Here is a 25,622-nt window from a genome sequence, read left to right on the forward strand (position 1 = left end):
TTCGGGGTTGCCCCCGAATGCCTCAAGGATCACCGATGCGCCCTTATGAAAAAGACCCCCTAGCGATTTACGCGCAGAGCTTTGCCACAGTGCGCAAAGAGGCGCGGCTTGATCGGTTTCCAACCGATCTGGTGCCTTTGGTCACGCGGTTGATCCATTCTTGCGGAATGGTGGAGATTGCTGATCGACTTGCATTTTCACCGAACGCCTATCGCGCTGGGCACGAGGCGCTCCTCGCTGGCAAGCCTGTGCTTTGCGACTGCGAGATGGTCGGCGCGGGCATCATTCGACGGTATCTGCCTGCCGAGAACCAAGTCATCGTAACGCTGAACAATGACGAGGTGCCCGAGCGCGCCAAAGCCATTGGCAACACGCGTTCCGCTGCCGCTGTCGAGCTTTGGGAGCAGCACATCGAAGGCGCGGTTGTTGCGGTCGGCAATGCGCCAACGGCCTTGTTCCATCTCCTTGATCTTTTGGATCAGGGGTTCCCCAAGCCCGCTGTCATCCTCGGTTTCCCTGTCGGTTTTGTCGGCGCGGCAGAGTCCAAGGCAGAGCTTGCCGCCGATCCGCGCGACTGTGAATTCGTCGCGCTCAAGGGTCGCAAAGGCGGATCGGCTATGGCCTCTGCTGCGGTCAATGCACTGGCAGCGGGTCTCCCCGAGGACCGCGCATGACCGCGCCTTGGCTCCATGTGATCGGGATCGGCGAAGACGGTCTCGATGGTCTGAGTGCTGCAACGATTACGGTCCTCGAAACCGCTGATGTGATCATCGGTGGGGATCGGCACCACAAACTCACCCCGACGATCAAGGCCGAGCGCATCAGCTGGCCCTCGCCGTTCGATGCTTTGATAGACCTACTCCAAAGCCTTCGCGGCAAGCGCGTCGCCGTTCTCGCGACGGGTGATCCGCTTTGGTATTCGGTCGGCGCACGCATTGGCCGAGCGATGGAAGAAGGCGAGATCGTCTTTCATCCGCAGCTGTCTGCGTTTCAGCTTGCCGCATCCCGCATGGGATGGTCGATGCCCGATATCGAGCTTCTGACCGTCCATGGACGTCCTGTCGAGCAGATGATCCCCTTTATCCAGCCCGAAGTGCGGATGATTGTTTTAACGACCGGATCGAAAACCCCCGCCCAGATCGCGGGGTTCCTGACAGAACGTGGATACGGCCAGTCCAAGCTGACTGTCCTTGCCGCGATGGGCGGCAAAGACGAGCTGCGTTTCGATGGGATCGCCGAGAGCTGGGACCATGATGTGCCCGAATTCAACACTATGGCTGTCGAATGTATCGCGGGTCCTGATGCGGCCCTTTTGCCCCGTGTTCCCGGATTGTCAGATGACAATTTCGTCTCGGACGGTACGATGACCAAGCAGGAAGTCCGCGCTGTGACCCTTGCCAAGCTGATGCCGATGCGGGGCGCTTTGCTGTGGGACATCGGTTCGGGCAGTGGTTCGGTCGCAATCGAATGGATGCGTTCGGCGCCCCACGCAATGGCCATCGGGATCGAGCAGAAAGACGAGCGCCGTGCGATGGCGGCGACCAATGCGGCTCGGCTAGGGACCCCGAAACTTCAACTCATTGACGGAACTGCGCCATCGGCTCTCGAAGGTCTTGCTCGTCCTGACGCTGTGTTCATCGGCGGCGGCCTGTCGCAAGAGGTCTTCGACTTTGCCTTTGCCGCGCTCAAGACCCACGGACGCTTGGTTGCCAATGCCGTGACGCTTGAATCCGAGGCAGAGCTGATGCGGCTTTATGCAGAGCACGGCGGCGAATTGGTTCGACTGTCGGTCGAGCGTGCCTCGCCGGTAGGGCGTCTTACGGGCTGGCGTCCTGCTATGACCGTGACCCAATGGAGCCTGATCAAACGATGAGCCTTGTGACAATTCAAAAGTGGAGCATCCGATGAAGGGACGTCTCTATGGTGTCGGTCTGGGGCCGGGGGCCGCTGATCTTATGACGCTCCGCGCGGCACGTTTGATCGAAAGCGCGCACGTGATTGCCTATCCGACCCTTGCGGGCGGGTCGAGTTTTGCGCGCTCTATTGCCGCTGAACTCATCCCGAGCGGCGCGCGCGAGATCATTATGGATGTCCCGATGACGGTCGAGCGCGCCCCCGCGCAGGCTGCCTATGACAAGGGGGCCGAAGAAATCGCCGCTGCTTTGGATGCAGGCGAGGATGTGGTTTGCCTCTGCGAAGGCGATCCCTTCTTCTATGGCTCGTTCATGTATCTTTATGCGCGGCTTGCCGACCGTTACGAGGTCGAAGTCGTGCCCGGCGTTACGTCGATCACCGCTTGCGCGGCGCGTGCGGGTCGCCCGCTTGTGGCCCGCAACGAGAGACTGACAGTCCTTGCAGGTCCGCTCCCCGAGCCAGAGCTTCGTGCGCGGATCGAGGGCGCAGAAAGCGTTGTGATTATGAAGGTGGGTCGTCATCTTCCGAAAATCCGCGCCGTGATCGAGAGCCTCGGGCTCACGGACAAGGCAAGCTACGTCGAGCGCGCAACACTCCCCGAAGAGGTTGTGCTGCCGCTTTCGAAGGCGCCCGAAAAGGCGCCTTATTTTTCAATGATACTACTGACTAAGGGAGAAGACCCGTGGCTGTGAAACCGGTCGTCGTTACGCTTTCGCGTGCGGGTGAGGATGTGGCGCATCGCATCGCGTCCAAATTCGGATATCAAGTACATGGCCGCGAAGGTCGCGTGGACAAAGCCGATGCCTTTTTCGGCAACGCGCTTGACCATGTGCGGACGCTGTTTGCAGCGGGCGTGCCTGTCATCGGCGTATGCGCGAGCGGTATTTTGATCCGCGCAGTTGCACCTGTGTTGAACCACAAGCGGACCGAGCCGGCCGTGCTTTCGGTAAGCGACGACGGGTCGGTCGTGATCCCGCTGCTTGGCGGCCATCGTGGCGCAAACCGTATGGCAAGCGAGATTGCTATGCTTTTGGAGGCAAAGGCCGCCGTGACCACTGCGGGGGATGTTGCCATCGGCGTCGCGCTTGACGAGCCGCCGCTCGGGTATTGCATTGCCAATATCGAGGATGCCAAAGACGCTATGTCCGCCATCCTTGCAGGCAAAGGCGTGCGTGTCGTCGGCGAGAATATCTTCGGCATCGAAAGCGACGAGAATGGAGCCGTCACCCTGACCGTGACCGAAGCGCCTGTCGAAGGCAGTGGCTCGAACCTCGTCTATCATCCCCAGCGTTACGTCCTCGGGCTTGGGTCCGCACGCGGCGCCGATGCGGATGAGACTTGGGCCTTTGTCGAAAAGACACTTGCAGATGCGGGGATCGCCAAAGGGTCCATCGCATGCGTTGCCTCTCTCGATCTCAAAGGTGACGAACCTGCCATGAACGAAGCTGCGCGTCGTCTCGGCGTTCCGCTTCGCGTGTTTACGGCCGCCGAACTCGAGGCAGAGGCAGGTCGACTTGCAAATCCGTCCGACGTCGTTTTTGCCGAAGTCGGCTGTCACGGTGTGTCCGAAGGTGCGGCGCTTGCGGCGGCGGGGCCTGATGCCGTGCTTGTCGTAGAGAAGCAGAAGATTGCAGAAGCAACCTGTGCGATTGCGCGCGCGCCTCTGCCGATCACCGAAATGGCAGGCCGCTCGCGCGGGCGTCTCTCGGTCGTCGGGATCGGGCCGGGTCAGGCCGCTTGGCGCACGCCAGAGGTGTCCCGTCTTGTCAGTGAGGCCGAAGAGCTTGTTGGTTACGGCCTCTACATCGACCTCCTTGGACCACTTGCGGCGGGCAAGCACCGTGCCGATTTCCCGCTGGGCGGTGAAGAGGACCGCTGTCGCTATGCGCTGGAGCGCGCTGCCGAAGGACGCAATGTGGCTCTCGTCTGTTCGGGCGATGCCGGTATCTATGCAATGGGCGCTTTGGTGTTCGAGCTTCTCGACCGTGCCCCCGACCAGATGGGCGTGAGCGATGCCGCGCACCGCGTCGAAGTCGTCTGTTCCCCCGGTGTTTCGGCGCTTCAAGGCGCTGCTGCACGTGCGGGCGCACCGCTCGGGCATGACTTCTGTACCATCTCGCTGTCGGACCTTTTGACCCCGCGTGCGGATATTCTGCGTCGCCTCAAGGCCGCTGCCGAAGGTGACTTTGTCATCGCCTTCTATAATCCCGTAAGCAAAACCCGCCGCACTCTCTTGGCTGAAGCGCGCGATATCCTTCTGGAGCATCGCCCCGCAGATACGCCCGTTATGCTAGCGTCATCGCTTGGTCGTCCCGAGGAATATGTGCGCTATCGCCGACTAGATGAGCTCGAGGTCGACGAGGTCGATATGCTGACCGTTGTGCTTGTCGGTTCGTCCAACTCGCGGCTTGCGCAGCTTGGTGAAGGGCCGCGTATGTTCACGCCGCGCGGCTATGCGCGAAAGATCGACGGCGATCTGAGCGGCAAGTCCTAAGTTCCAATTTTTCGGCAGTCTGACAGAAAGGCCATGCCATGACAGTTTTCTTTATCGGAGCAGGCCCCGGCGATCCCGAGCTTCTGACCCTCAAGGCGCGTCGGATCATCGGCGAATGCCCTGTTTGCCTCTATGCAGGCTCTCTGGTCCCCGAAGAAGTCGTGGCATGTGCGCCCGAAGGGGCCCGTGTTCTCGACACCGCGCCGATGACGCTCGACGACACCCACGGTGAAATCCTCGCGGCGCACAAGCGCGGCGAGAACGTTGCGCGTGTGCACTCGGGGGATCCATCACTTTACGGGGCGATCGCCGAGCAGATCCGTAGACTCAAAGCGGACGGGATCGATTACCAGATCATTCCGGGGGTGCCTGCTTACGCGGCGGCTGCAGCGGCTCTAGGGCAGGAACTGACCATTCCCGAAGTTGCGCAGTCGATCATCCTGACTCGTATGTCGATGAAGTCGACCTCCATGCCCGCAGGCGAGACGCTTGAAAACTTTGGCCGCACGGGGGCGACGCTTGCCATTCACCTCGGTATCCGTGCCCTCCGCGAAATCGAGCGTCAGCTTGCTCCCTTCTACGGTGCAGACTGTCCTGTCGCAGTGGTCTATCGTGTGGGTTGGCCCGATCAGGCGATCATTCGCGGGTCGCTTTCGGACATTCACGCCAAGGTTCGAGAGGCCAAGATCACCCGCACGGCGCTAGTCCTTGTGGGTCCTGCTCTGTCGGACAATCACGGCTTTCCCGACTCGGCCCTCTATGATGCAGCCAAGCCGCACGTTCTACGCCCGCGCGTAAAAACTGGTGCTTGAGAGGAACATTTTCCGAAATACCTCCGTTAATACCAAAGGTTAGCTTGAATCGTTTAGGTTCTCCTTCAAGCTGGCCTTACACGGTGGAGGTGAAAATGTCGGAATATCTTCCTGAGGCAGTTCGCAAAGGTCTTGAAGATGCGCGCAAGGCGGCTCTGCGTCGTTCGTCGCGTCTCTGCGTGCATGTGGGGGACGAGGTCTATCGCATCAACAAGATGTGGGACACCGGCTTTTCAATGGACGCCGAAGACGCGCCCCATTTGCGCGGTCAGGTCGAGATTTATGACGGTATGCGGCACGTCTCTCGCTGTCTGATCGTGGCTTCGACCGAAGAATCAGGCGAGATGCTTTTCGAGTTCAAATGGAACACACCTGTCTCGGATCGGCCTGCGCTCGACTATGTGCAGGAGCGCGAGGCTCCTGCCGGTCTTTTGGGGTATAGCTTCTGATCATTGAAGATCGCCGAGCGCGGCTTGGAGGCGTTTGACCGCCTCCTCGACGCGGACGCGAGGTGTCGCAAAGTTGAACCGAAGATAGGTCTCGCCGCCTTTGCCGAAGGTGATGCCGTGGTTGGCTGCAATCTTTGCATCCTTCTCGACGCGCTGTTGGACCTCTTGCACGGAAAGGCCCGTGTCCTCGAAATTCACCCACGCCAGATAGGTGGACTCCATCGCCATCGACTTGACCCCGGGAATGGCATTGACGCCTTCGTCGAAAAGACGGCGATTGGCGTCTAGGTAGTCGCGAAGTGCATCGACCCAAGCTGCGCCTTCGGGGGAATAGGCGGCTGTCGCCATAAACAGTCCGAACGAATTCGCCGAGATGCCCAAAGCGGCGATACGCCGAGCAAAACGATCACGAAGATCGGGGTCTTCGATGATAACGTTGCCCGAATGGCTCCCTGCGATGTTGAAGGTCTTGGTCGTTGCGGTCATCGTGACAAGCCGTTCGCGGGTGTGCGCGACAAGTGCGGTCGGGATATGTTTGATCCCCGGCATCGTGAGGTCCTGATGTATCTCGTCCGACACGATAACGAGATCGTGGCGGGCAGCAAAGGCGACGACCTCTTCAAGCTCTTGTCGTGTCCAGACGCGACCGCCCGGATTGTGCGGTGAACACAGGATCAGCATCCGCTCGTTCCCGAGCATCTGCTTGTCATAGGCGTCGAAGTCGAATTCGTATCGCCCGTTGTTGTTCACCAGTTCGCATTCCACGACTTGACGGCTCGAGGCGTTAATCACACGGGCAAAAGCATGATAGACGGGCGTGAAGAGCACAACGCCGTCCCCTTCCCGAGTAAAGGCGTCGATACAGAGCGCCGTGCCGTTCACCAAACCATGCGTGGTGAAAATCCAAGTGGGGTCGATGTCCCAGCCGTGGCGCTCTTTCATCCACCACTGAATGGCAGCGCGATAGGGGCCTTCGTCGCCGAAATACCCATAGATGCCGTGATCGAGTTGCGCCTTGATCGCTTTCTGGACGCAGTCGGGCGCTTTGAAGTCCATATCCGCGACCCACATCGCAAGGCCGTCTGCTTCGGGCACGCCGTAGAGTTGCTCCATCATATCCCATTTGACGCAATGGGTGCCGTGGCGATCGACCACTTCATCAAAATTCATGAGGAGCCTCCTTTGTTCCTGTTTGCGCAAGGTTGCGGTTTGATCGGCAAGGCGCAAGGTCAAAACGACTGGTTCTTGCGGGAGCGCCTACAAATGGCTACATCGCGCTCATGACCATCAAACCTATTCTCATTCACCCCGACCCGCGCCTCAAGAAGGTTGCAGACCCTATTGCAGAGGTTTCGAGCGCTATTCGCCGTCAAGCCGATGATATGCTCGAGACGATGTATGATGCGCCCGGGATCGGCCTTGCTGCCCCACAGATCGGTATTCTCAACCGACTGATCGTGATGGATGCTCAGCGCGACCCCGAGGCCAAGCCAAACCCGATGGTTTTGGTGAACCCCGAGGTGATCTGGGAATCCGAAGAGCGCAACGTCTACGAGGAAGGGTGTCTGTCGATCCCCGAGCAATACGCCGAGGTCGAGCGCCCCAAGATGGTGCGCGTGCGCTGGCTCGATCTTGATGGCAAGACGGTCGAGGAGGAGTTCGACGAGCTTTGGGCGACTTGTGTCCAGCACGAGATCGATCATCTCAACGGCACCCTCTTTATTGATTATCTCAAGCCGCTCAAGCGCCAGATGATCACCCGCAAGATGCAAAAGCTCAAGCGTGACCGCGCGCGCGGCTGATCCTTCGGAGGTTTCCTGATGCCCCATCGTCCCTTTGTCATGTGGCCTGACAAGCGACTTCGCACGCCTGCCGAGCCCGTCGCGGCGATTACCGACGAAACCCGTGCGATCTGGGACGAGATGATCACCGCGATGGAAGAGATGCCGGGGGTAGGGCTTGCTGCGGTCCAACTCGGGATCATGCAGAGGTTGGCCGTTGTCGATTGCTCCGAAGAGCGCGGCAAAGTCGTGCGGATGGCAAATCCCGAAGTGCTCCATGCGAGTGTCCAACCGCGGGATCACGAAGAAGCCTCGCCCAATCTTCCCGGTGTATCGGCAAAGGTGACGCGCCCCCGCGCCGTGACCGTCAAATTCCTCAATGAAAATGGCGAGATCGAAGAGCGTGATTTTGTCGGCCTTTGGGCCACGAGCGTGCAGCACCAGATAGACCATCTGAACGGCAGAATGTATTTCGACCGTCTGAGCAAGATGAAGCGCGACATGCTGCTTCGCAAAGCTCAAAAGCTGAACCGATAGGAGACCGCGATGCGTATCGTATTCATGGGCACGCCGGATTTTTCGGTTTCGGCTTTGAACGCGCTGGTCGAAGCGGGCCACGAGGTGGCCGCCGTCTATTCCCAGCCGCCCCGTCCAGCAGGTCGCGGCAAGAAAGAGCGTCCCTCACCCGTTCACGCCCGTGCGCTGGAGCTTGGGCTGGATGTGCGCCATCCGCTGAATTTCAAGTCCGAAGAGGATCGCGCGGCCTTTGCGGCATTGAATGCCGATATCGCGGTCGTTGTCGCCTATGGTTTGATCCTTCCGCAAGAGGTGCTGGATGCACCAAAGCATGGTTGCCTGAATATCCATGCCTCGCTTTTGCCGCGCTGGCGTGGTGCTGCACCGATCCACCGCGCGATTATGGCGGGTGATGCTGAAACGGGTGTGTGTATCATGCAGATGGAAGCGGGGCTTGATACCGGACCCGTCCTGCTGCGACAGGCGACGTCGATCGGCGCAGAGGAAACCACCGGTGTTCTGCATGATTGGCTTGCCGATATGGGGGCAAAGCTGATCGTCGAGGCGCTCGCCAAACTTCCCGAGTTGACCCCCGAGGTTCAGCCCGAAGAGGGTGTGACCTATGCCCACAAGATCGACAAAGCCGAGGCGCGGATCAACTGGACCCGCCCTGCGGTCGAGGTGGATCGCCAAATTCGCGGCCTCTCGCCGTTTCCCGGTGCATGGTGCGAGGCGGAGGGCGAGCGGGTCAAGCTGCTCTCGTCCAGATTGGCAGAGGGAGCGGGTGACGCAGGCCAAGTGCTTGGCGGCTGGACGATTGCCTGTGGTGACGGCGCAATCGAGGTCACACGGCTCCAGCGTGCGGGCAAAACGGCTGTCAGCGCCGAAGATGCGCTGCGCGGGATGACGCTGCCCCCCAAGATCGGCTAGGCGGTTCTGGCTTCGGAGAAAATCCGGTCGGTCAGTTCACCCAGAGCGAGCGCAGCAGCGCCGCGCGCCCAGACATATTGATCCCACGTCTGCATCTCGATGAGGCAGGGGGCACGGGATTGGTCAAGCGCCAGCGCTTGCGTTTCGGCAAAAACCTCGTCCGCATAGAGATAATCAAAGCGCATTTTCTCGCCCGACAGAATGATCATCTCAGGGTCGATCAGATTGATGATGTTCGATAGTCCCACAGCCAGATAGCGGCCTGCGCGGCGGAAAATCGTCTGCGCGCCCTTATTCCCCGCTTTGGCCTGTTCATAAAGCGTTTCGAGCATATCGGGCAGACTCATCGGGCTCAGGCGCGAAGTTCCCAGCGCGGTAGAGGCTTCGCGTGCGAGCGCATAATCGGCGAGATACGCCTCGAGGCATCCGCGTCGTCCACAGCGGCAGAGAGCGCCGTCGAGCTGCACCTTGGTGTGGCCGAATTCGGTGCCAAGTCCGCGTGTGCCTCGGAAAAGCTGGCTGTTCATCACAATGCCCATACCTACGCCATGTTCGATCGTGACGACGACAAAGTCGGGTCTCGTGCGTCCGATGCCGAACCAGAGTTCCGCGAGCGTCAGCATATTGGCATCGTTGTCGATTGTGCAGGGTTTGCCGAAAGACACCGAAAGCGCCGCTTTGAGGTTGGCGTCCCGTTCCGTCAAAGTGGGGGACCATGTCACGATGCCCGTGTTGTGGTCGACGATCCCCGCAATACCCGCCGAAACAATCGAGACATCGTCAAGCGACTTACCTGCCTGTTGCAAGAGCTGTTCTGCCAAGGTGCGGCACTCCTGCACCAGCTCCGCCAACGGCTTGCGAAGACTTGGGGTCTGGAGCTTGGCTTTTGCAACCACATTGCCCGAGAGATCACAGAGCACCGCTGAATGCGCCTCTTCCGAGATCTTGATCCCGATTGTGTAGCGTGCTTCGGAAATCACTTCGAGAGCGACTGGCGGCCTTCCGCGACCTGTTTCGCGCTGGGCCCCCGAAACTTCGCGGAGCAAACCTTCGGCAATGAGATCGGCAGTAAGAGCCGTTACTGTCGCGGGGCTGATGTTCAGGCTCTTGGCGAGTTCGGAGCGCGGGATAAGGGCATGAGCGCGGACCTGCTCGAAAATCTGTTGGCGCAGAGGTTTGCCGTCGCGTCCCGCGACAGATTGAACGGGTCCAAAGCCGTTTTGCGGGTCGATGACACCATCTTGAAGCGTGCCAGAAGCCATATAATTCATTCCTTGAATTATAAATGCGGGAATACGCACCATCCAGCGACATTTTTCACGATAAATACTGATGTGTCCAGAAGGGAAGGAGGGATTTCACTCCATTTTATTTTGACAATCAAATTAATTAACGCAACACTGTGCGCGCAAGTTCGAACAGCGTGATGCTGAGTCGGGAACGGGCTGTGACTAATCGGCTGCCACAAGGCGCCGCACGCGAATGGAGCGCAGAGGCGAATGTATATTGGATTGGATCTTGGCACCTCGGGGCTCAAGGGGATCGTCATCAATGATGATCAGGACATCCTCGCCGAAGCGACGGCCCCTTTGGATGTAAGCCGACCGCATGACGGTTGGTCCGAGCAAGCGCCTGCCGATTGGATCGTTGCGGCCGAGGCGGTGATTTCTGCGCTTCGGAGCAAGATCGATCTTGGTGCGGTGAAAGCCATCGGGCTTTCGGGGCACATGCATGGTGCAACCCTTTTGGGCAAATCTGACGAAGTGCTTCGGCCTTGCATTTTGTGGAACGATACGCGGTCCGCAGTTGAAGCGGCGGAACTCGATGCAGATCCCATGTTCCGCAAGCTGACGGGGAATATCGTGTTTCCGGGTTTCACAGCGCCCAAATTGGCTTGGGTCAAGAACAACGAACCCGAAATTTTCTCAAAGCTCGCCAAGGTGCTTTTGCCCAAGGATTATCTCCGACTTTGGCTCACGGGCGAACATGTGGCGGAAATGTCCGATGCCGCGGGGACCTCGTGGCTTGATGTCGGGCAGCGTGATTGGTCGGATACGCTTTTGGCTGCAACCGATATGGATAGGTCGCACATGCCGCGACTGGTGGAGGGGTCCGAGGTTTCAGGCACGCTCCGTCCTGACCTCGCGTCTGCTTGGGGGATGAGCTCGTCTGTGGTCGTTGCGGGCGGCGGCGGAGACAATGCCGCGAGTGCGGTGGGCGTCGGCGTAGTTCAAGAGGGCGATGCCTTTGTCAGTCTCGGAACATCGGGGGTGCTCTTTGCGGCCTGTGATGCCTATACCCCCGATGCGGCGAGCGCTGTGCACACGTTCTGTCATGCGTTGCCTAGCACGTGGCACCAGATGGGGGTCATTCTGGCGGCAGCGGACGCGATGAACTGGTTTGCCAAGGTGCTGGAGGCCAAGCCTTCCGATCTCACAAGTGCGCTTGGGCCGCTTCAGGCGCCGAGCCGCACCCTGTTCCTTCCTTATCTTGGGGGGGAGCGGACGCCGCATAACGACGCAAAAGTTCGGGCATCGTTCCTACACCTCGACCACGCCTCGGACCGTATTTCCATGACGCGTTCCGTTCTGGAGGGGGTCACTTTTGCGGTGCGCGACAGCTTTGACGCACTCAGCTCGACAGGGACCAGGATCGAGCGTCTGATCGCCGTGGGCGGTGGGTCCAAGTCCGATTACTGGGTGCAAGCGATTGCGACGACGCTCGGACTGCCAATCGGTTTGCCCGTTGCTGGCGATTATGGCGGAGCATTCGGCGCCGCGCGTCTTGGGCTCATGGCGGCAACGGGCGCGGGAAGCAGCGCTGCGACCGCCCCGAAAATCGAACGTATGATCGAGCCTGTTGTCGGGCTCTCTGATGCGTTCCTTGAAGCACATTCGAAATATCGCGCGGCCTATCAGGCCATCAAAGCGCTGAATTAACAGGTAAAAAGGGGGGAGCCCAATGACCGATTTCTTCAAAGGCATTCCGCAGATCAAATACGAAGGTCCCGAAACGGACAATGATTTCGCATTCCGCCACTATAACCCCGATGAGGTGATCCTTGGCAAAACCATGAAGGAGCACCTTCGGTTCGCCATCGCCTATTGGCACTCGTTTGCTTGGGAAGGCGGCGATCCGTTCGGCGGCCGCACCTTTGACCGGCCTTGGTTCGGGAGTGCGATGGATCTTGCAAAGCTCAAGGCCGATGTTGCTTTCGAGATGTACGAGATCCTCGATGCACCGTTCTTCTGCTTCCATGATGCCGATGTGCGCCCCGAGGGAGCCACTTTCGCAGAGAACCAGCGGAACCTTGACGAGATCGTCGATTATTTTGCCGCCAAGATGGAAAACAGCAAGACCAAGCTCTTGTGGGGCACCGCTAACCTCTTCTCGCATCGGCGCTTCATGTCGGGTGCTGCGACGAACCCCGATCCCGAGGTCTTTGCTTTCTCGGCGGCAACGATCAAATCCAACATGGATGCGACGCATAAACTGGGCGGCGCGAACTATGTGCTTTGGGGTGGGCGTGAAGGCTACGAGACCCTTCTGAACACGGATATGGGCCGCGAACGTCAGCAAGCGGGCCGCATGCTCCAGATGGTGGTCGATTACAAGCACAAGATCGGCTTTAAAGGCACAATCCTGATCGAGCCCAAACCGCAGGAGCCGACCAAGCACCAGTATGATTACGACGTTGCCACGGTCTATGGCTTCCTCAAGGACTTCGGCCTTGAAAAAGAAGTGAAGCTCAACATCGAGCAGGGGCACGCAATCCTTGCGGGGCACTCCTTCGAGCACGAGCTTGCTCTTGCGCGCGAGCTAGGCATCCTCGGGTCGATCGATATGAACCGCAACGACTATCAGTCGGGTTGGGATACCGACCAGTTCCCGAACAATGTGCCCGAAACGGCGCTGGCCTATTACGAGATCCTCAAAGCGGGCGGTTTCACCACGGGGGGCACCAATTTCGACGCCAAACTCCGTCGCCAGTCGCTCGATGCAGAAGACCTCATTCTCGGGCATGTGGGCGGCATGGACGTGTGTGCCGCAGGGCTCAAGGCGGCTGCGCGGATGCTGGAAGACGGCAAGCTCGAAGAGGCACGCAGCGCCCGCTATGCAGGCTGGGATACCGAGGCGGGCAAGGCGCTCTTGTCCAGCGATCTCGAAAGCATCCATGCGAAAGTTCTTGCCGAGAACATCAACCCCGAACCGCGTTCGGGTCGTCAGGAACGTCTTGAAAATCTGGTGAACCGCTATCTCTGACGGCAGACCGCGGATTTCAAAGGAAAGGGGCGCATTATGCGCCCCTTGTTCGTTTTCGGGTCTATTTGGCGGCGGAGTCGCGCAGCTCTTTGAAGGGGGCCATGCCTCGCCGTGCGAGTTCATCGGCGCGTTCGTTCTCGGGATGTCCCGCGTGTCCTTTGACCCATTCCCAAGTTATGGTGTGCCGTTTGGTGGCCTCGTCGAGCCGTCGCCAAAGGTCTTCGTTCTTGACGGGTTTGCCTGCGGCGGTCTTCCAGCCTTTTTTCTTCCAGCCGAAGAGCCAAGACGAAATGCCGTCTTTGACATAGGCACTGTCCGTGATCACGGTGAGCGTCGAGGGGCGTTCGAGCGTTTCGAGCGCGGTGATCGCGGCCAAAAGCTCCATGCGGTTATTGGTGGTTTCCTGCTCGCCGCCGTAGAGTTCGCGCTCTTTGAGGATCTCGTCTCCTTCGCGTGCGATCAGGAGTGCGCCCCAACCGCCCGGTCCGGGATTTCCCGAGCAGGCACCGTCTGTATAGGCAAAGAGCCTCATGCGGGGTCTCTTAGGACACGGGGCACTTTGAACTCGACGTTTTCCTCGGCTGTGACGACCTGCTCGACCGTCACGTCGAAACGGCTCCGAAAGGCGTCGATCACCTCGTTGATGAGAACTTCGGGAGCAGAGGCGCCCGCCGTGATGCCTACCGAATTGATCGTTCCGATTGCACGCCAGTCGATGTCGTCGGCCCGTTGCACAAGCTGGGCATAGGAGCAGCCGTTTTTTGCGGCGACTTCGACAAGGCGTTTGGAGTTGGATGAATTGGGGGCGCCGACCACCAAGAGCGCTTCGCATTTGGGTGCGATCGCCTTTACCGCTTCCTGACGGTTTGTGGTGGCATAGCAAATGTCTTCTTTGTGCGGACCGACGATTGCGGGAAAACGTTCATTAAGCGCTGCGACGATGTCCTTGGTGTCATCGACCGAAAGCGTGGTCTGGGTCACATAGGCAAGGCGAGTGGGGTCACGGACCGCAACTTTGGCGACGTCTTCCACGGTTTCGACAAGGAGCACTTCACCCTCGGGAAGCTGGCCCATGGTTCCGATGGTTTCGGGGTGGCCTTCGTGGCCGATCATGATCATCTGGAGACCTTCTTCGGCGTGACGCGCGGCCTCGATATGGACTTTGGAGACAAGCGGGCAGGTCGCATCGACATAGATCATCTCGCGACGCGCCGCCTCTGCGGGGACGGATTTGGGGACGCCATGCGCCGAGAAAATCACGGGCCGATCCGTCGGACATTCGTCAAGCTCTTCAACAAAGACAGCGCCTTTGTTCTTGAGGCTGTCCACGACAAATTTGTTGTGCACGATTTCGTGGCGGACGTAGACGGGCGCGCCCCATTTCTCGAGCGCCATCTCGACGATTTTTATCGCGCGATCAACGCCGGCGCAAAATCCGCGTGGTGCGGCGAGATAGAGGGTGAGAGGGGGCTTGGTCATAGGGACGTCTCCTTGCTGAGGGACAAGTAAGACAGCGGGCTGGTTTCGTCCAGACTAGAGCGCAGAGATTACACCCTCGGTAATGAGGGCCAGAACGATGTAGCGACCCGTTTTGGCGAGCGCGACAAGTGCGATGAAGATCGTCCAAGGGGTGCGCATGATACCCGCGATCAGCGCGATGGCATCCCCGAGAGGAGCCCATGTGAAGAGCAAGGACCAGAGGCCCCATTTACGATAGACCGCCTGTGCGCGGTCAAGTTGCTCGGGCGAGACGGGGAACCATGACTGCTCGCGGAAGCGCTCGATCCCGCGTCCCATCGCGCATGTAATGACCGAACCGAGCGTATTTCCGACACTTGCCACCACAACCAAAAGCCAAAGCGGTTGATTGCCCGCGATCTGAAGAGCGGCAAAGACGACCTCGGATTGAAGGGGCAGAACCGTTGCGGCCGCCAAGGCGGCGATGAACATTCCAAAGAGCCCAAGCTCGACCATCATTCGCCGCCATATAGTTTTGTAATAATAGCGAAAGCGCGCGCGCTTCTCGCCTTGTGCTCGTCATCGGTAAGGGGATCAAGTGAGCCGTTGGTGCGTCTTACCTGCAAATCGCCAAGCAGAAGCGAAATCCAAATCTCGGCGATTTCCGAAGGGTTTCCGCTCAGGCTTGTACGCTCGGTCACAGAGGCGATCTTTGGCATGATCCGTGCGCGTCCACCTTCGGCAATTGCGCGCCCTAGTCCTCCGCTCGGGTCGGCAGCGGCGGCGCGATTGAGTGCGATCGCTCTTGGACCTGTAAGCGTGGCAAGCAAGGTGATCCCCAAGGATACAAGATCGGCTTTGTCGGAAATGCGGTCGGCGATCACATCGGCGTTGCGGTCAATAAGAGCGCGGAACAAGCCGATTTTGTCGCCATACCAGCGATAGATCGTCTCGTTCGAGGTTTTGGCGGCTTTGGCAACCGCAAGGATCGACAGCCCTGCAAATCCCTTTTGCTCAAGGATCTGATAGGCTGCCTTCTCGATCTCGTCGCGTCGTTTCTCTCGGGCTTCATCACGCATTCGATTTTCTCCTTGCTCGAATCCGTAATCTAAATTACGCAAATGACAATCCGTAATTTGAATTACAGTTTTAAGGAGTGATTATGTCGAGACTTACTTTCGGAACGGCTTTTCTGGGGTTGGTCCTCTCAGGAGCGATCTTCGGGTTCTTTTATGCTTGGGTTTGTTCCACCATGTGGGGGCTCGATGCCGCCGATCCGCGGGTGGCGATCGCAGCTATGCAGGCGATGAACGCTAGCGTGCGGAACGCTATCTTTGCGCCTGCATTCTTTGGAACGGGGCCGGTGCTTCTGCTCGTGGGTGTTTTCGCGTTTCGCTCGCAAAACCGAAGTGCGGCAAAGTGGTTCGTTTCGGGTGGTTTGCTTTATACGCTTGGCGGAATGGTTTTGACGATGGTTGTCAATGTTCCGATGAATGAAGCTCTTGGAGCACTGATCGTGCCAGAGGATATCGCATCTGCGCGCGAAATATGGTCCGATTACTCTGATCGGTGGCAGGTTTTCAACCAAATCAGGACGCTGGTTTCCGGTGTCGTTCTTATCCTTGTCGGCATCGGCATTTTCGAGCTTGCACGAAAGTGATAGCGGCAAAAAGTAAGGGCGCCACAAGGCGCCCCTGATTATTCTTCGACCATTTCAGAGACCGGCCTACGGTCATCGCCGCTCTCGCGCGGCGGGCGTCCGACGACATCGCGGAGTTCGTCGAGGTCGATAAAGTTATCGGCTTGTCTGCGAAGTTCGTCTGCGATCATCGGTGGCTGGCTGCGGATCGTCGAGACGACCGAGACGCGCACGCCTTTGCGCTGCAGGGCCTCGACCAGCGGACGGAAGTCGCCGTCGCCCGAGAAAAGCACGACGTGGTCGACATAGGGTGCTAGCTCCATCGCATCGACAGTGAGTTCGATGTCCATGTTGCCTTTGACCTTGCGGCGTCCCATCGAGTCGGTGAACTCTTTGGCGGGTTTTGTCACCATCGTGAAGCCGTTGTAGTTCAACCAGTCCACCAGCGGGCGGATGGGCGAATACTCGTCATTCTCGAGAAGTGCGGTGTAATAGAAGGCGCGCAGCAATTTGCCACGGCGCATGAATTCTTGCCTCAGGAGTTTGTAGTCGATATCGAAACCGAGTGCCTTTGCAGCGGCATAAAGGTTCGATCCGTCGATAAAAAGAGCGAGGCGCTCGTCGCGGTAAAACATTAAAAAGTCCTTTCAAAAACGACCCAGCGGCGCGAGCGTCACTCTCGTGTTTCGATCCGAAGGGCCTGCAATAAAATAAAGGTGGTGTTGAAAAGTGGAAAGAAAACAGACTGGTAGAAAAACACTAATTAGCTACATCGCCCTAGGCAGTAATGCGGTCACTATGGACGAAAGTTCAACAAGCATACTTCAAAAGGCGATTTCCGCAATATCCGAAAGATTGTGTTTTGTTGATGTAACGAGTAGTTTTTACCAGACGCCCTGTTTTCCTGCGGGCGCGGGCCCCGATTACGTCAATGCGGTTATCGCTGTGCGCAGCGACCTTGAACCGCGTGATCTTCTAACCGGTTTGCACCTGATCGAGGCCGATTTCGGTCGTGTCCGAGAGGTGCGTTGGGGGCAGCGAACCCTTGACCTCGATCTCGTCGCGACAGAGGGCTGTGTTCTTCCCGATGTGGAAACTGTGCGGACCTGGATCGACCTGCCGATGGAGCGTCAAATGTCCGAAGCGCCAAGCGAGCTCTTGCTGCCGCATCCGAGACTTCAGGATCGGGCTTTTGTTCTCGTGCCTTGGGCCGAGATTGCTCCTGATTGGCGTCACCCGATTCTCGGTTTGACCGTAACGGAGATGCTGGATGCCCTTTCGGAAAGCGAAAAAGCAGAAATAAGAGCGATTTGATCGCCCAACTGTGACAGCTTTCCCCTTGTCAATCCCTATTGTTGCGCGTATGTCGAGGGCTTCCTAGGACTGTAGTTCAGAGATATTGGAGTGCGCTGATGGCCCGCGTGACCGTAGAAGATTGTGTCGACAAGGTTCCGAACCGTTTCGAGTTGGTAATGCTTGCCGCGCATCGTGCCCGTGAAATCTCGGCCGGTTCGTCGCTGACTGTATCGCGTGACAACGACAAGAACCCCGTCGTTGCACTTCGTGAAATTGCAGATGAAACCCAGCTGGCAGACGATCTTCGCGAGCGCCAGATCGAGGCTCTCCAGACCCAGATCGAGGTCGATGAGCCCGAGGACGACGCGATGGCTCTGCTGATGGGCGCCGAAATGGACAAGCCTGCCGAGGACGATATGTCCGAAGAGCGTCTTCTTCGCCAACTTATGGAAGCTCAGGGGCAGCGCTAAGCGCCGCTCCCTGTTCTGAGGGCGAAGGATCAGATGACGACCGCAGACGATCTGGTTTCACTGGTCCGCGCCTACAATCCCAGAACAAATGAAAAGCTGCTTCGGGATGCATTTGCCTTTGGCGAGGAAATGCACACGGGGCAGTTTCGCCATTCCGGCGAGCCTTATTTTACGCATCCCGTTGCCGTTACGATGATCCTTGCGGATCAACAGATGGATGATGCAACGCTGGTCACTGCATTGCTGCACGACACGATCGAGGACACCAAAGCCTCGTTCGCCGAGGTGGAGCGTCGGTTCGGTCGCGAGATCGCTGAACTTGTCGACGGTGTGACAAAGCTCACCAATATCCAGCTGACCTCTGCGCATTCGAAGCAGGCCGAGAATTTCCGCAAGCTTTTCATGGCGATGTCGCGGGATCTGCGCGTTATGCTCGTCAAGCTTGCCGACCGACTGCACAATATGCGCACGATCAAGTCGATGCGCCCTGAAAAACAGGCCCAGAAAGCCCGCGAAACCATGGATATCTTTGCCCCACTTGCGGGACGCATGGGTATGCAATGGATGCGCGAAGAGCTTGAGGATCTCGCGTTCCGCGTCCTCAACCCCGAAGCGCGCAATTCGATCATCCGCCGCTTTATCACGCTACAGAAGGAAACGGGCGATGTGATCGAAAAGATCACCGCCGACATGCGGATCGAGTTGGAGGCTGTGGGTATTGTGGCCGACGTGTATGGCCGCGCCAAGCGTCCCTATTCGATCTGGCGCAAGATGCAGGAAAAGGATCAGGGCTTTAGCCGCCTGTCCGATATCTACGGTTTCCGCATCATCACCAAAACCGAAGCCGACTGTTATCGCGTGCTCGGCGCGGTGCACCAACGATGGCGCGCGGTGCCTGGTCGTTTCAAAGACTATATCAGCCAGCCCAAGTCGAACGGCTATCGCTCGATCCACACCACAGTTTCGGGCCGTGATGGCAAGAGGGTCGAAGTCCAGATCCGCACCCGCGAGATGCACGAGGTTGCAGAAACAGGGGTCGCAGCGCATTGGTCTTATAAGAACGGCGAGCGCGTCGAGAACCGCTTTGCTGTTGATCCCGTGCGCTGGATTTCCTCGCTGACCGAGCGGCTTGACGACGAGAGCGATCACGATGAATTCCTCGAGGCCGTCAAGCTCGAGATGTATCAGGACCAAGTGTTCTGTTTCACCCCCAAGGGGGATGTGATCAAGCTCCCACGTGGGGCAACGCCCATCGACTTTGCCTATGCGATCCACACGCGCATCGGTGCGGCCTGCGTCGGGGCCAAGGTGGACGGGCTTCGGGTTCCGCTCTGGACCCGCCTCAAGAACGGCCAGTCTGTCGAAGTGATCACCGCCGAGGGTCAGACCCCTCAGGCCACATGGATCGATATTGCCGTGACGGGTCGCGCCAAAACCGCCATCCGACGCGCGTTGCGTGAAGAGGACCGCGAGAGGTTCATCAAGCTTGGCGCCGAACTCGCGCGGGTTGCCTTCGAGAACGTCGGCAAAAAGGCGACGGAAAAGGCACTACGCACCGCGGCCAAGACGCTCGCGGTGGAAAGCGTGGACGAGCTTCTGGCCCGATTGGGCAGCGCAGAGCTCACCGCACGCGAAGTGGTGCGGGCGATTTATCCCGAGCTTGCCGAAAAAGGCGGCGAGGAAATCGAGACCAACCGTGCTGTTGTCGGGCTCGGGCCTGACCAGTCGTTCCGCCGCGCCTCGTGCTGCCAACCTGTTCCGGGTGAACGGATCATCGGGATCACCTATCGCGGCCAAGGCGTTGTGGTGCACGCGATTGATTGCGAAGCTTTGGCCGATTTCGAGGAACAACCCGAGCGTTGGGTCGATCTGACATGGCAAGACGGCAAGCACTCGGCCAAGAACACGGTTACCTTTGACCTCACGATCAGCAATGACGCGGGCGTCCTGGGGAGAATATGCACCTTGATCGGCGAGCAGAACGCCAATATCTCGGACTTGAACTTCTTGGATCGGAAACCTGATTTTTACCGTTTGATGGTTGATGTCGACCTGAGGGATGTCGAACATCTCCATCGCGTCCAAACCGCACTCGAAGCTGAAAACAATGTTTCCTCCATTTCGCGCCGTAGGGACCCTTCTCTGGCCACTACGAATTAGAACAAGGACAAGGGCTTGATATTCAAACGGCGAGATCGGCGACCAATTGCACGCGCTCTGGCCGAGTTCTTTTATCCGCGTGGTGGATGGCTGCGGGCCTTTGGCTATGTAAAGCACCGCGTTCGTAGATTGCCCGATACACCCGAGAAAATCGCCCGCGGCGTTTGGGCGGGGGTCTTTACGACCTTTACGCCGTTCTTCGGGTTCCACTTCATAACCGCCTATCTGATCGCGCGGGTCGTGCGCGGAAACATTCTCGCGGCATTGCTGGGCACATTCTTCGGAAATCCGCTGACTTATGTTCCGATTGCGGTCACGTCCTTGACGACGGGTCACTTTCTTTTGGGCACACGTCCACAACACGGTTTCGAAAAGTCATTGTCCCAGAAATTCGATGGCGCCGCGCGGGATCTCCTTCATAACTTCAAGGCGATCTTTACGCCTGAGGCAATGGAATGGTCGCGCTTGCAACTTTTTTACGATGATGTGTTCCTGCCCTTTATGGTCGGCGGGATCATTCCTGGAGTGATCGTTGCCACTTTTGTTTATTATCTCTCGGTTCCCGTCATTCGGGCCTATCAGAACAGCAGAACGCGCAAGCTTCGCGCCAAGCTTGAACAGCTTTCCAAAACCGCGCGCAAAACACCTGACGATCAATCGCTAAGCGGGTAGGATCGACACGACGAGGAGGCAATTGCCATGACGAACGGAAAACTGCGTTTGGGGGTCAACATCGACCATGTCGCAACCGTGCGAAATGCCCGAGGGAGCGCCTATCCCGATCCGGTCCGCGCTGCGAAACTTGCCGAAGAGGCAGGGGCCGACGGCATTACCGCGCACCTTCGCGAAGATCGTCGTCATATTTCGGATGCCGATATCGATGGCTTGATGGCGGCTTTGACCACGCCTCTCAATTTCGAAATGGCTGCGACATCGGAAATGCAGGCGATTGCTCTTCGTCACAAACCCCATGCCGTGTGCATCGTCCCCGAAAAGCGCGAAGAACGCACGACCGAAGGCGGGCTCGAAGTTGTGCGCGAGGAAAGTCGTCTTGCCGATTTCATTGCCCCGCTGCGCGAAGCAGGATGCCGCGTTTCGATCTTTATTGGTGCCGATCAAGACCAGATCGAGGCGGCACATCGTATCGGTGCACAGGTGATCGAACTTCATACCGGTGCCTATTGCGATTTCCACGCCGAAGGTCGTTTTGACGCGCGCGATGCAGAACTTGCGCGGCTTCGTGAGATGGCGCGTTTTGCCCATGGTCTCGGGCTCGAGGTGCACGCGGGTCATGGGCTCACCTTCGAGACGGTGCAGCCGATCGCGGCTCTGCCCGAAGTGATGGAACTCAACATCGGCCATTTCATCATCGGAGAGTCGATTTTTAGTGGGCTCGGACCGACGATCAAGGAAATGCGCCGGTTGATGGACGAAGCACGGGCCTGAACGTGATACTCGGAATAGGCAGCGATCTTGCGAATATCGAGCGTATCCAGGGCACTCTGGATCGCTTTGGCGATCGTTTTCGCAATCGCGTTTTCACCGAAATCGAACAGGCCAAAGCAGAACGTCGCAAGGACGTGGCCGGAACCTATGCCAAAAGGTGGGCCGCTAAAGAGGCCTGTTCCAAAGCGCTGGGCACGGGTCTAGCGATGGGGATTTCATGGAAAGATATGGCGGTGTCCAATCTTCCTTCGGGTCAACCCGTCATGAAGGTGACTGGCTGGGCCAAAGACAGGCTCGACGCGATGACCCCCGAAGGGCATGAAGCAATCATTCACGTCACGCTTACCGATGACCACCCTTGGGCTCAGGCCTTTGTCGTCATCGAAGCAAGGCCGATCCCCGAGCAATAGGGGACCGACTTGACACCTAGCAGGGCGCCACGCATGAAGCGCAGGATATTTTAGAGGACCAGAGTATGAGCGAAGAACTTGAATCAGGCGTTTGGGCGAGTGTTAAAGAAACCGTCAAGACGATCGTCTATGCTCTGCTGATTGCGGGCACGTTCCGCACGCTGTTCTTTCAGCCGTTTTGGATCCCGTCCGGTTCTATGAAGGACACCCTTCTGATCGGTGACTTCCTCTTTGTGAACAAGATGGCCTATGGTTACTCCTATGCCTCTTGCCCGTCGATCAAGATCCCCTCGCTCGGTGTCGACATTGATGCAGAAGATTTCTGCGGTGTCTTCAAAGGAGCGGAAAAGCGTTTCCTCGGGTCCGAGCCTGAGGTTGGGGATGTGATCGTCTTTCGCCATCCGGTCACGGGTGTTGATTTCGTAAAGCGTCTTATCGGCAAGCCCGGTGATCGTATCCAGATGATCGACAGCGTTCTTCACATCAATGGTTCGCCCGTCGAGCTGGAACGCGTTGCCGACTTTGAAGAACCCTATGCACCGCAGGGTGCACAAAACAGTATCCCGCGTTGTGCAAACACCGTCACGAGCCAAGGCGATACCTGTATCAAAGAACGCTATATCGAGACCTTGCCGAACGGTGCAAAGCACTCGATCCTCAATATTGCGGTGCAGCGTGCCGATGATACGGGTGTCTATACGGTTCCCGAGGGTCATTATTTCTTTATGGGTGACAACCGTGATAACTCGGTCGACAGCCGCTTCCCGCAGAGCGAAGGTGGCGTAGAATTCGTGCCCGCAGAGAATTTGGTCGGGCGCGCGGATCGCATCATCTTTAGTTCTGCAGGCCGTTCCATGCTTGCGTTCTGGACGTGGCGCATGGATCGCTTTTTCGAGGTTGTCGAGTAAACCAGAGCAGCAATGTATTTTTCCCTCAACCCGATCAAACTGTTCCTCGACGGGTTCGACTGGAATGGTCGAACCTCTCGGCGGCAACTCGGGATTGTTCTGTTCTCGGGAATTTTGCCTTCTTCGATCTCGGCTCTGCTCGGATACATAGGCTATGACGCGCTCTGGGCGCGCAGCCTTCTTATCTTGTTCGCTGCGCTTTTTTTCATTCCGCTGGTGGGGCACCTTGTGCGCCGCATCAATGATCTTGGTTGGAATGGCTGGCTGGTCTGGCTTGTCGTCGTGCCCTATGTGGCCTTTGTCTTTCTTCTTGTGCTTTTGTTCAAGTCGAGGGGCTACAAGCGTCCCATCTATTCCACGCTTTGGCGTCTTGTGGGACAGGTGGCTACGGCGGTCGTTGCGCTTGTGATGTTGACGGGTGTGTTCTGGCGCCCCTATTTCGTCATTTCGGGTGCGATGAAGCCCAACCTGCTCGTCGGGGACTATGTGATCACGACCGTGTTCACGACCGACCCCGAAGTTGGTGAGATGACCGTCTTTCGGCATCCTGTTTCCGGTATCCCGACGGTGAGCCGTGTGATCGGGATCGAGGGTGACAGCGTCCAGATGCGAGGCGGCACTCTCTGGATCAACGGGGTCGAGGCAGAAACGGCTTCGGATGGCTTTTTTGACGAGGTGATGGAACCACAGGGACCTCTTGGACTACTTCCCAGATGCACCAACGGAGCCGTGGGGCAGTTCGCGAATTGCAGGAAGACCCAAGAGAGAGAAACTCTGTCGAACGGGGTTGGCTATCCGATCCTGAACATCGGAAAGACCGCGCTCGATCAAACGGGCGAGTTCACGGTTCCCGAAGGCCATGTCTTTGTGCTTGGCGATAATCGTGATAACGCAGCAGACAGCAGGATCGCCGTTGGTGCAGGCGGAACGGGATTTGTTCCGGTCGAAAATCTGATTGGCCATCCGTTGTTTGTGCTCTATTCGGTGTCGTCCGCTTGGCCTTGGGCGATCTGGACGATGCGCGTGAATAGAATTTTCGTAGGAATCGAATGAAACTGTCGGTCGAACTCACAGCATTCTGCGAACGGATTGGATATCAGTTCAACAAGCCGGAATTGCTTGTGCGTGCCATGACGCATCCCTCGATGTCCTCGCCGCATCGTGACAACAACCAGCGTCTCGAGTTTTTGGGCGACCGCGTGCTCGGCCTTGTGATGGCAGAGGCTCTTTTTCGCGCGGACATGGGGGCGAGCGAGGGTGTGCTTGCGCCGCGTTTCAACGCGCTCGTCCGCAAGGAAACCTGCGCAGATGTCGCCCGTCAGGTGGAGCTTGGCTCGGTGCTCCGTCTGGGGCGGTCCGAAATGAAATCAGGTGGCCGCCGCAAACAAGCGCTTTTGGGCGATGCCATGGAAGCTTTGATCGCGGCGGTTTATCTTGACGGCGGCTTCAAGGCGGCAAGCGACGTGGTGCTGCGACTTTGGGGCGATCGGATCGACCAGGTCGAAGAGGACGCGCGCGACCCCAAGACCTCGCTTCAAGAGTGGGCGCAGGCCCGCGGAGAAACGCCACCCGTCTATACCGAGATCGGGCGCTCTGGCCCTGATCATCAGCCAATCTTTACCATCGAGGTCCAACTGGCCTCGGGTGCTTCCGAAAGGGCAAGCGCCGGTTCCAAACGCCAAGCTGAACAAGCTGCGGCCAAGGCTCTTTTGAGCAAGGTAACATCATGACCGAAGAGAATACCCGCGCGGGCTTTGTGGCCCTTATTGGCGAGCCGAATGCAGGCAAGTCGACTTTGCTCAATCGTATGGTCGGAGCCAAGGTTTCGATTGTGACCCACAAGGTCCAGACCACACGGGCCCGTATTCGCGGGGTCGCTCTGGATGGCGACAGCCAGATCGTTTTTGTGGACACACCGGGTCTGTTCCGCCCCCGTCGTCGTCTTGACCGCGCAATGGTCGCAGCCGCTTGGGGTGGTGCCGCTGATGCCGATGTCGTTGTTCTTTTGATCGAGGCGCATCGCGGTCAGACCGATGGTGTCAAAGCCATTCTGGAGGCCTTGAGCGAGCGTGTCGGGCAAGTTCCAGTCGCCCTTGCCATCAACAAGATCGATCGGGTGAAGGCCGAAGAGCTTCTGGCGCTCACCAAGGCGATGAACGAGGCTTATCCCTTTGTCGAAACCTTCCTCATTTCGGCCGAGCGCGGGCACGGGTGCGATGCACTCAAGCACTGGTTGGCCAAGGAGGTTCCTGCCGGTCCGTGGCTCTATCCCGAAGACCAGATTGCCGACCTGCCGATGCGTATGATTGCCGCCGAGATGACCCGTGAAAAGCTCACGTTGCGGCTTCATCAGGAGCTTCCTTATCAGCTCACCGTCGAAACCGAGAGCTGGCAAGAACGCCCCGACGGGTCTGCGCGGATCGATCAGATGATTTATGTGTCGCGTGATGGTCACAAGGGGATCTTGCTCGGCCACAAAGGCGAGACCATCAAGTCTGTCGGCCGCGCCGCGCGCGAAGAAATCGAAGAGTTCCTCGGCCGCAAGGTGCACTTGTTCCTTCAGGTGAAAGTCCGAGAAAACTGGCTCGAAGAATCCGAGCGTTATTCCGAAATGGGCCTTGATTTCAAAGACGGTAACTGACGCCAGACTTGATTTGAGTCCCGTCTCTTGCTTCT

The 25,622-nt window shown here is 58.1% G+C and carries 29 protein-coding genes; 22 read left to right on the forward strand and 7 right to left on the reverse strand.

All coding sequences use genetic code 11. From position 1 onward, the window contains the following. Nucleotides 1–35: 35 nt before the first annotated feature. The 6 genes from QQG91_RS00825 to QQG91_RS00850 all read left to right on the forward strand — a co-directional run bounded on the left by QQG91_RS00825 (nucleotide 36) and on the right by QQG91_RS00850 (nucleotide 5,669). Complete coding sequence (locus QQG91_RS00825; protein WP_285771092.1) at nucleotides 36–674, forward strand: precorrin-8X methylmutase; 639 nt, start codon at nucleotides 36–38, stop codon at nucleotides 672–674. Further along, nucleotides 671–1,873 (forward strand): precorrin-6y C5,15-methyltransferase (decarboxylating) subunit CbiE, encoded by a 1,203-nt coding sequence (gene cbiE, locus QQG91_RS00830; protein ID WP_285771093.1) that lies wholly within the window; start codon nucleotides 671–673, stop codon nucleotides 1,871–1,873. The genes QQG91_RS00825 and cbiE overlap by 4 nt, the downstream gene beginning before the upstream one ends. A gap of 31 nt (nucleotides 1,874–1,904) precedes the next feature. Further along, on the forward strand, nucleotides 1,905–2,606 hold the full coding sequence (gene cobI, locus QQG91_RS00835; protein WP_285771094.1) for a precorrin-2 C(20)-methyltransferase: 702 nt from the start codon (nucleotides 1,905–1,907) through the stop codon (nucleotides 2,604–2,606). Beyond that, nucleotides 2,597–4,408, forward strand: a complete 1,812-nt coding sequence (gene cobJ, locus QQG91_RS00840) for a precorrin-3B C(17)-methyltransferase (protein WP_285771095.1) — start codon at nucleotides 2,597–2,599, stop codon at nucleotides 4,406–4,408. Before cobI ends, cobJ begins: the two co-directional genes overlap by 10 nt. A 38-nt stretch (nucleotides 4,409–4,446) precedes the next feature. Next, on the forward strand, nucleotides 4,447–5,220 hold the full coding sequence (cobM, locus tag QQG91_RS00845; protein WP_285771096.1) for a precorrin-4 C(11)-methyltransferase: 774 nt from the start codon (nucleotides 4,447–4,449) through the stop codon (nucleotides 5,218–5,220). Between the two features lie 95 nt (nucleotides 5,221–5,315). Further along, entirely contained in the window at nucleotides 5,316–5,669 is a 354-nt protein-coding gene (locus QQG91_RS00850; protein WP_285771097.1) for a hypothetical protein, read from the forward strand. Here QQG91_RS00850 and QQG91_RS00855 read toward each other — a convergent pair whose 3' ends face one another. Further along, nucleotides 5,670–6,839 carry a MalY/PatB family protein gene (locus QQG91_RS00855; protein WP_285771098.1) on the reverse strand — a complete coding sequence of 390 codons (1,170 nt, stop codon included), beginning with the start codon at nucleotides 6,837–6,839 and terminating at the stop codon, nucleotides 5,670–5,672. It abuts the gene before it with no gap. A 110-nt stretch (nucleotides 6,840–6,949) separates the two neighbouring features. Here QQG91_RS00855 and def (QQG91_RS00860) point away from each other — a divergent pair, with 110 nt between their 5' ends. From def (QQG91_RS00860) to fmt, 3 genes are read left to right on the forward strand one after another with little or no spacing between them, the layout of a single operon-like run. Beyond that, the gene (def, locus tag QQG91_RS00860; RefSeq protein ID WP_285771099.1) at nucleotides 6,950–7,471 is read left to right on the forward strand and encodes a peptide deformylase; all 522 of its coding nucleotides are present in this window, start codon (nucleotides 6,950–6,952) and stop codon (nucleotides 7,469–7,471) included. Nucleotides 7,472–7,489: 18 nt separating this feature from the next. Beyond that, nucleotides 7,490–7,987, forward strand: a complete 498-nt coding sequence (gene def, locus QQG91_RS00865) for a peptide deformylase (RefSeq protein ID WP_285771100.1) — start codon at nucleotides 7,490–7,492, stop codon at nucleotides 7,985–7,987. Nucleotides 7,988–7,996: 9 nt separating this feature from the next. Then, a complete protein-coding gene (fmt, locus tag QQG91_RS00870) occupies nucleotides 7,997–8,896 on the forward strand; it encodes a methionyl-tRNA formyltransferase (protein WP_285771101.1) in 900 nt (299 codons plus the stop codon). Here fmt and QQG91_RS00875 read toward each other — a convergent pair. Further along, on the reverse strand, nucleotides 8,893–10,158 hold the full coding sequence (locus tag QQG91_RS00875; RefSeq protein ID WP_285771102.1) for an ROK family transcriptional regulator: 1,266 nt from the start codon (nucleotides 10,156–10,158) through the stop codon (nucleotides 8,893–8,895). The two genes, fmt and QQG91_RS00875, sit on opposite strands and share 4 nt — an antisense overlap. Nucleotides 10,159–10,395: 237 nt before the next feature. Between QQG91_RS00875 and xylB the strand changes: the two genes are divergently transcribed. Together xylB and xylA are read left to right on the forward strand one after the other, a co-directional pair. Next, on the forward strand, nucleotides 10,396–11,835 hold the full coding sequence (xylB, locus tag QQG91_RS00880; protein WP_285771103.1) for a xylulokinase: 1,440 nt from the start codon (nucleotides 10,396–10,398) through the stop codon (nucleotides 11,833–11,835). A 22-nt stretch (nucleotides 11,836–11,857) separates the two neighbouring features. Beyond that, nucleotides 11,858–13,159 (forward strand): xylose isomerase, encoded by a 1,302-nt coding sequence (gene xylA, locus QQG91_RS00885; protein ID WP_285771104.1) that lies wholly within the window; start codon nucleotides 11,858–11,860, stop codon nucleotides 13,157–13,159. Nucleotides 13,160–13,220: 61 nt separating this feature from the next. Here xylA and rnhA read toward each other — a convergent pair whose 3' ends face one another. The 4 genes from rnhA to QQG91_RS00905 are packed head-to-tail and all read right to left on the reverse strand — an operon-like array spanning nucleotide 13,221 to nucleotide 15,696. Then, nucleotides 13,221–13,691, reverse strand: coding sequence for a ribonuclease HI (gene rnhA, locus QQG91_RS00890; RefSeq protein ID WP_285771105.1), 471 nt, complete (start codon nucleotides 13,689–13,691; stop codon nucleotides 13,221–13,223). Next, nucleotides 13,688–14,638 carry a 4-hydroxy-3-methylbut-2-enyl diphosphate reductase gene (ispH, locus tag QQG91_RS00895; RefSeq protein ID WP_285771106.1) on the reverse strand — a complete coding sequence of 317 codons (951 nt, stop codon included), beginning with the start codon at nucleotides 14,636–14,638 and terminating at the stop codon, nucleotides 13,688–13,690. Before ispH ends, rnhA begins: the two co-directional genes overlap by 4 nt. Nucleotides 14,639–14,692: 54 nt before the next feature. Beyond that, the gene (locus tag QQG91_RS00900; RefSeq protein ID WP_285771107.1) at nucleotides 14,693–15,136 is read right to left on the reverse strand and encodes a YqaA family protein; all 444 of its coding nucleotides are present in this window, start codon (nucleotides 15,134–15,136) and stop codon (nucleotides 14,693–14,695) included. Beyond that, on the reverse strand, nucleotides 15,133–15,696 hold the full coding sequence (locus QQG91_RS00905; protein WP_285771108.1) for a TetR/AcrR family transcriptional regulator: 564 nt from the start codon (nucleotides 15,694–15,696) through the stop codon (nucleotides 15,133–15,135). The genes QQG91_RS00900 and QQG91_RS00905 overlap by 4 nt, the downstream gene beginning before the upstream one ends. Nucleotides 15,697–15,779: 83 nt before the next feature. On the opposite strand from QQG91_RS00905, the gene QQG91_RS00910 reads away from it, so the two are divergent. Beyond that, the gene (locus QQG91_RS00910; protein WP_285771109.1) at nucleotides 15,780–16,277 is read left to right on the forward strand and encodes an anthrone oxygenase family protein; all 498 of its coding nucleotides are present in this window, start codon (nucleotides 15,780–15,782) and stop codon (nucleotides 16,275–16,277) included. Between the two features lie 38 nt (nucleotides 16,278–16,315). Here QQG91_RS00910 and QQG91_RS00915 read toward each other — a convergent pair whose 3' ends face one another. Then, nucleotides 16,316–16,891, reverse strand: a complete 576-nt coding sequence (locus QQG91_RS00915) for a LabA-like NYN domain-containing protein (RefSeq protein WP_285771110.1) — start codon at nucleotides 16,889–16,891, stop codon at nucleotides 16,316–16,318. Nucleotides 16,892–16,985: 94 nt separating this feature from the next. On the opposite strand from QQG91_RS00915, the gene folK reads away from it, so the two are divergent. The 10 genes from folK (at nucleotide 16,986) to era (ending at nucleotide 25,587) form a co-directional block, all read left to right on the forward strand. Beyond that, nucleotides 16,986–17,570 (forward strand): 2-amino-4-hydroxy-6-hydroxymethyldihydropteridine diphosphokinase, encoded by a 585-nt coding sequence (gene folK, locus QQG91_RS00920; RefSeq protein WP_285771111.1) that lies wholly within the window; start codon nucleotides 16,986–16,988, stop codon nucleotides 17,568–17,570. 98 nt (nucleotides 17,571–17,668) lie between these two features. Beyond that, a complete protein-coding gene (gene rpoZ, locus QQG91_RS00925; RefSeq protein ID WP_285771112.1) occupies nucleotides 17,669–18,022 on the forward strand; it encodes a DNA-directed RNA polymerase subunit omega in 354 nt (117 codons plus the stop codon). Between the two features lie 33 nt (nucleotides 18,023–18,055). After that, complete coding sequence (locus tag QQG91_RS00930) at nucleotides 18,056–20,182, forward strand: RelA/SpoT family protein (protein ID WP_285771113.1); 2,127 nt, start codon at nucleotides 18,056–18,058, stop codon at nucleotides 20,180–20,182. A 15-nt stretch (nucleotides 20,183–20,197) separates the two neighbouring features. Beyond that, nucleotides 20,198–20,854, forward strand: coding sequence for a DUF2062 domain-containing protein (locus QQG91_RS00935; protein ID WP_285771114.1), 657 nt, complete (start codon nucleotides 20,198–20,200; stop codon nucleotides 20,852–20,854). A 27-nt stretch (nucleotides 20,855–20,881) separates the two neighbouring features. Next, on the forward strand, nucleotides 20,882–21,628 hold the full coding sequence (locus tag QQG91_RS00940) for a pyridoxine 5'-phosphate synthase (protein ID WP_285771115.1): 747 nt from the start codon (nucleotides 20,882–20,884) through the stop codon (nucleotides 21,626–21,628). Nucleotides 21,629–21,630: 2 nt separating this feature from the next. Further along, nucleotides 21,631–22,038, forward strand: a complete 408-nt coding sequence (acpS, locus tag QQG91_RS00945; protein WP_285771116.1) for a holo-ACP synthase — start codon at nucleotides 21,631–21,633, stop codon at nucleotides 22,036–22,038. 65 nt (nucleotides 22,039–22,103) lie between these two features. Continuing rightward, on the forward strand, nucleotides 22,104–22,946 hold the full coding sequence (lepB, locus tag QQG91_RS00950) for a signal peptidase I (protein WP_285771117.1): 843 nt from the start codon (nucleotides 22,104–22,106) through the stop codon (nucleotides 22,944–22,946). A gap of 12 nt (nucleotides 22,947–22,958) precedes the next feature. Continuing rightward, a complete protein-coding gene (lepB, locus tag QQG91_RS00955; RefSeq protein WP_285771118.1) occupies nucleotides 22,959–23,999 on the forward strand; it encodes a signal peptidase I in 1,041 nt (346 codons plus the stop codon). Then, nucleotides 23,996–24,676 carry a ribonuclease III gene (gene rnc / locus QQG91_RS00960; protein ID WP_285771119.1) on the forward strand — a complete coding sequence of 227 codons (681 nt, stop codon included), beginning with the start codon at nucleotides 23,996–23,998 and terminating at the stop codon, nucleotides 24,674–24,676. Before lepB (QQG91_RS00955) ends, rnc begins: the two co-directional genes overlap by 4 nt. Beyond that, nucleotides 24,673–25,587, forward strand: coding sequence for a GTPase Era (era, locus tag QQG91_RS00965; protein WP_285771120.1), 915 nt, complete (start codon nucleotides 24,673–24,675; stop codon nucleotides 25,585–25,587). Before rnc ends, era begins: the two co-directional genes overlap by 4 nt. Nucleotides 25,588–25,622: the final 35 nt, after the last annotated feature.

The organism is Marivivens sp. LCG002 (genome assembly GCF_030264275.1).
Lineage (GTDB): Bacteria > Pseudomonadota > Alphaproteobacteria > Rhodobacterales > Rhodobacteraceae > Marivivens.

Excerpts from the sequence above, each read along its gene's own strand:
- ispH (WP_285771106.1), bottom strand. The coding sequence starts at position 14,638 with ATGACCAAGCCCCCTCTCACCCTCTATCTCGCCGCACCACGCGGATTT.
- lepB (WP_285771118.1), top strand. The coding sequence starts at position 22,959 with ATGTATTTTTCCCTCAACCCGATCAAACTGTTCCTCGACGGGTTCGAC.
- era (WP_285771120.1), top strand. The coding sequence starts at position 24,673 with ATGACCGAAGAGAATACCCGCGCGGGCTTTGTGGCCCTTATTGGCGAG.
- cobM (WP_285771096.1), top strand. The coding sequence starts at position 4,447 with ATGACAGTTTTCTTTATCGGAGCAGGCCCCGGCGATCCCGAGCTTCTG.
- QQG91_RS00940 (WP_285771115.1), top strand. The coding sequence starts at position 20,882 with ATGACGAACGGAAAACTGCGTTTGGGGGTCAACATCGACCATGTCGCA.
- QQG91_RS00855 (WP_285771098.1), bottom strand. The coding sequence starts at position 6,839 with ATGAATTTTGATGAAGTGGTCGATCGCCACGGCACCCATTGCGTCAAA.
- QQG91_RS00875 (WP_285771102.1), bottom strand. The coding sequence starts at position 10,158 with ATGGCTTCTGGCACGCTTCAAGATGGTGTCATCGACCCGCAAAACGGC.
- QQG91_RS00850 (WP_285771097.1), top strand. The coding sequence starts at position 5,316 with ATGTCGGAATATCTTCCTGAGGCAGTTCGCAAAGGTCTTGAAGATGCG.
- xylA (WP_285771104.1), top strand. The coding sequence starts at position 11,858 with ATGACCGATTTCTTCAAAGGCATTCCGCAGATCAAATACGAAGGTCCC.
- QQG91_RS00930 (WP_285771113.1), top strand. The coding sequence starts at position 18,056 with ATGACGACCGCAGACGATCTGGTTTCACTGGTCCGCGCCTACAATCCC.
- cbiE (WP_285771093.1), top strand. The coding sequence starts at position 671 with ATGACCGCGCCTTGGCTCCATGTGATCGGGATCGGCGAAGACGGTCTC.
- xylB (WP_285771103.1), top strand. The coding sequence starts at position 10,396 with ATGTATATTGGATTGGATCTTGGCACCTCGGGGCTCAAGGGGATCGTC.
- QQG91_RS00905 (WP_285771108.1), bottom strand. The coding sequence starts at position 15,696 with ATGCGTGATGAAGCCCGAGAGAAACGACGCGACGAGATCGAGAAGGCA.
- fmt (WP_285771101.1), top strand. The coding sequence starts at position 7,997 with ATGCGTATCGTATTCATGGGCACGCCGGATTTTTCGGTTTCGGCTTTG.
- QQG91_RS00825 (WP_285771092.1), top strand. The coding sequence starts at position 36 with ATGCGCCCTTATGAAAAAGACCCCCTAGCGATTTACGCGCAGAGCTTT.
- QQG91_RS00910 (WP_285771109.1), top strand. The coding sequence starts at position 15,780 with ATGTCGAGACTTACTTTCGGAACGGCTTTTCTGGGGTTGGTCCTCTCA.
- rnhA (WP_285771105.1), bottom strand. The coding sequence starts at position 13,691 with ATGAGGCTCTTTGCCTATACAGACGGTGCCTGCTCGGGAAATCCCGGA.
- rpoZ (WP_285771112.1), top strand. The coding sequence starts at position 17,669 with ATGGCCCGCGTGACCGTAGAAGATTGTGTCGACAAGGTTCCGAACCGT.
- rnc (WP_285771119.1), top strand. The coding sequence starts at position 23,996 with ATGAAACTGTCGGTCGAACTCACAGCATTCTGCGAACGGATTGGATAT.
- lepB (WP_285771117.1), top strand. The coding sequence starts at position 22,104 with ATGAGCGAAGAACTTGAATCAGGCGTTTGGGCGAGTGTTAAAGAAACC.
- def (WP_285771100.1), top strand. The coding sequence starts at position 7,490 with ATGCCCCATCGTCCCTTTGTCATGTGGCCTGACAAGCGACTTCGCACG.
- QQG91_RS00900 (WP_285771107.1), bottom strand. The coding sequence starts at position 15,136 with ATGATGGTCGAGCTTGGGCTCTTTGGAATGTTCATCGCCGCCTTGGCG.
- cobI (WP_285771094.1), top strand. The coding sequence starts at position 1,905 with ATGAAGGGACGTCTCTATGGTGTCGGTCTGGGGCCGGGGGCCGCTGAT.
- QQG91_RS00915 (WP_285771110.1), bottom strand. The coding sequence starts at position 16,891 with ATGTTTTACCGCGACGAGCGCCTCGCTCTTTTTATCGACGGATCGAAC.
- def (WP_285771099.1), top strand. The coding sequence starts at position 6,950 with ATGACCATCAAACCTATTCTCATTCACCCCGACCCGCGCCTCAAGAAG.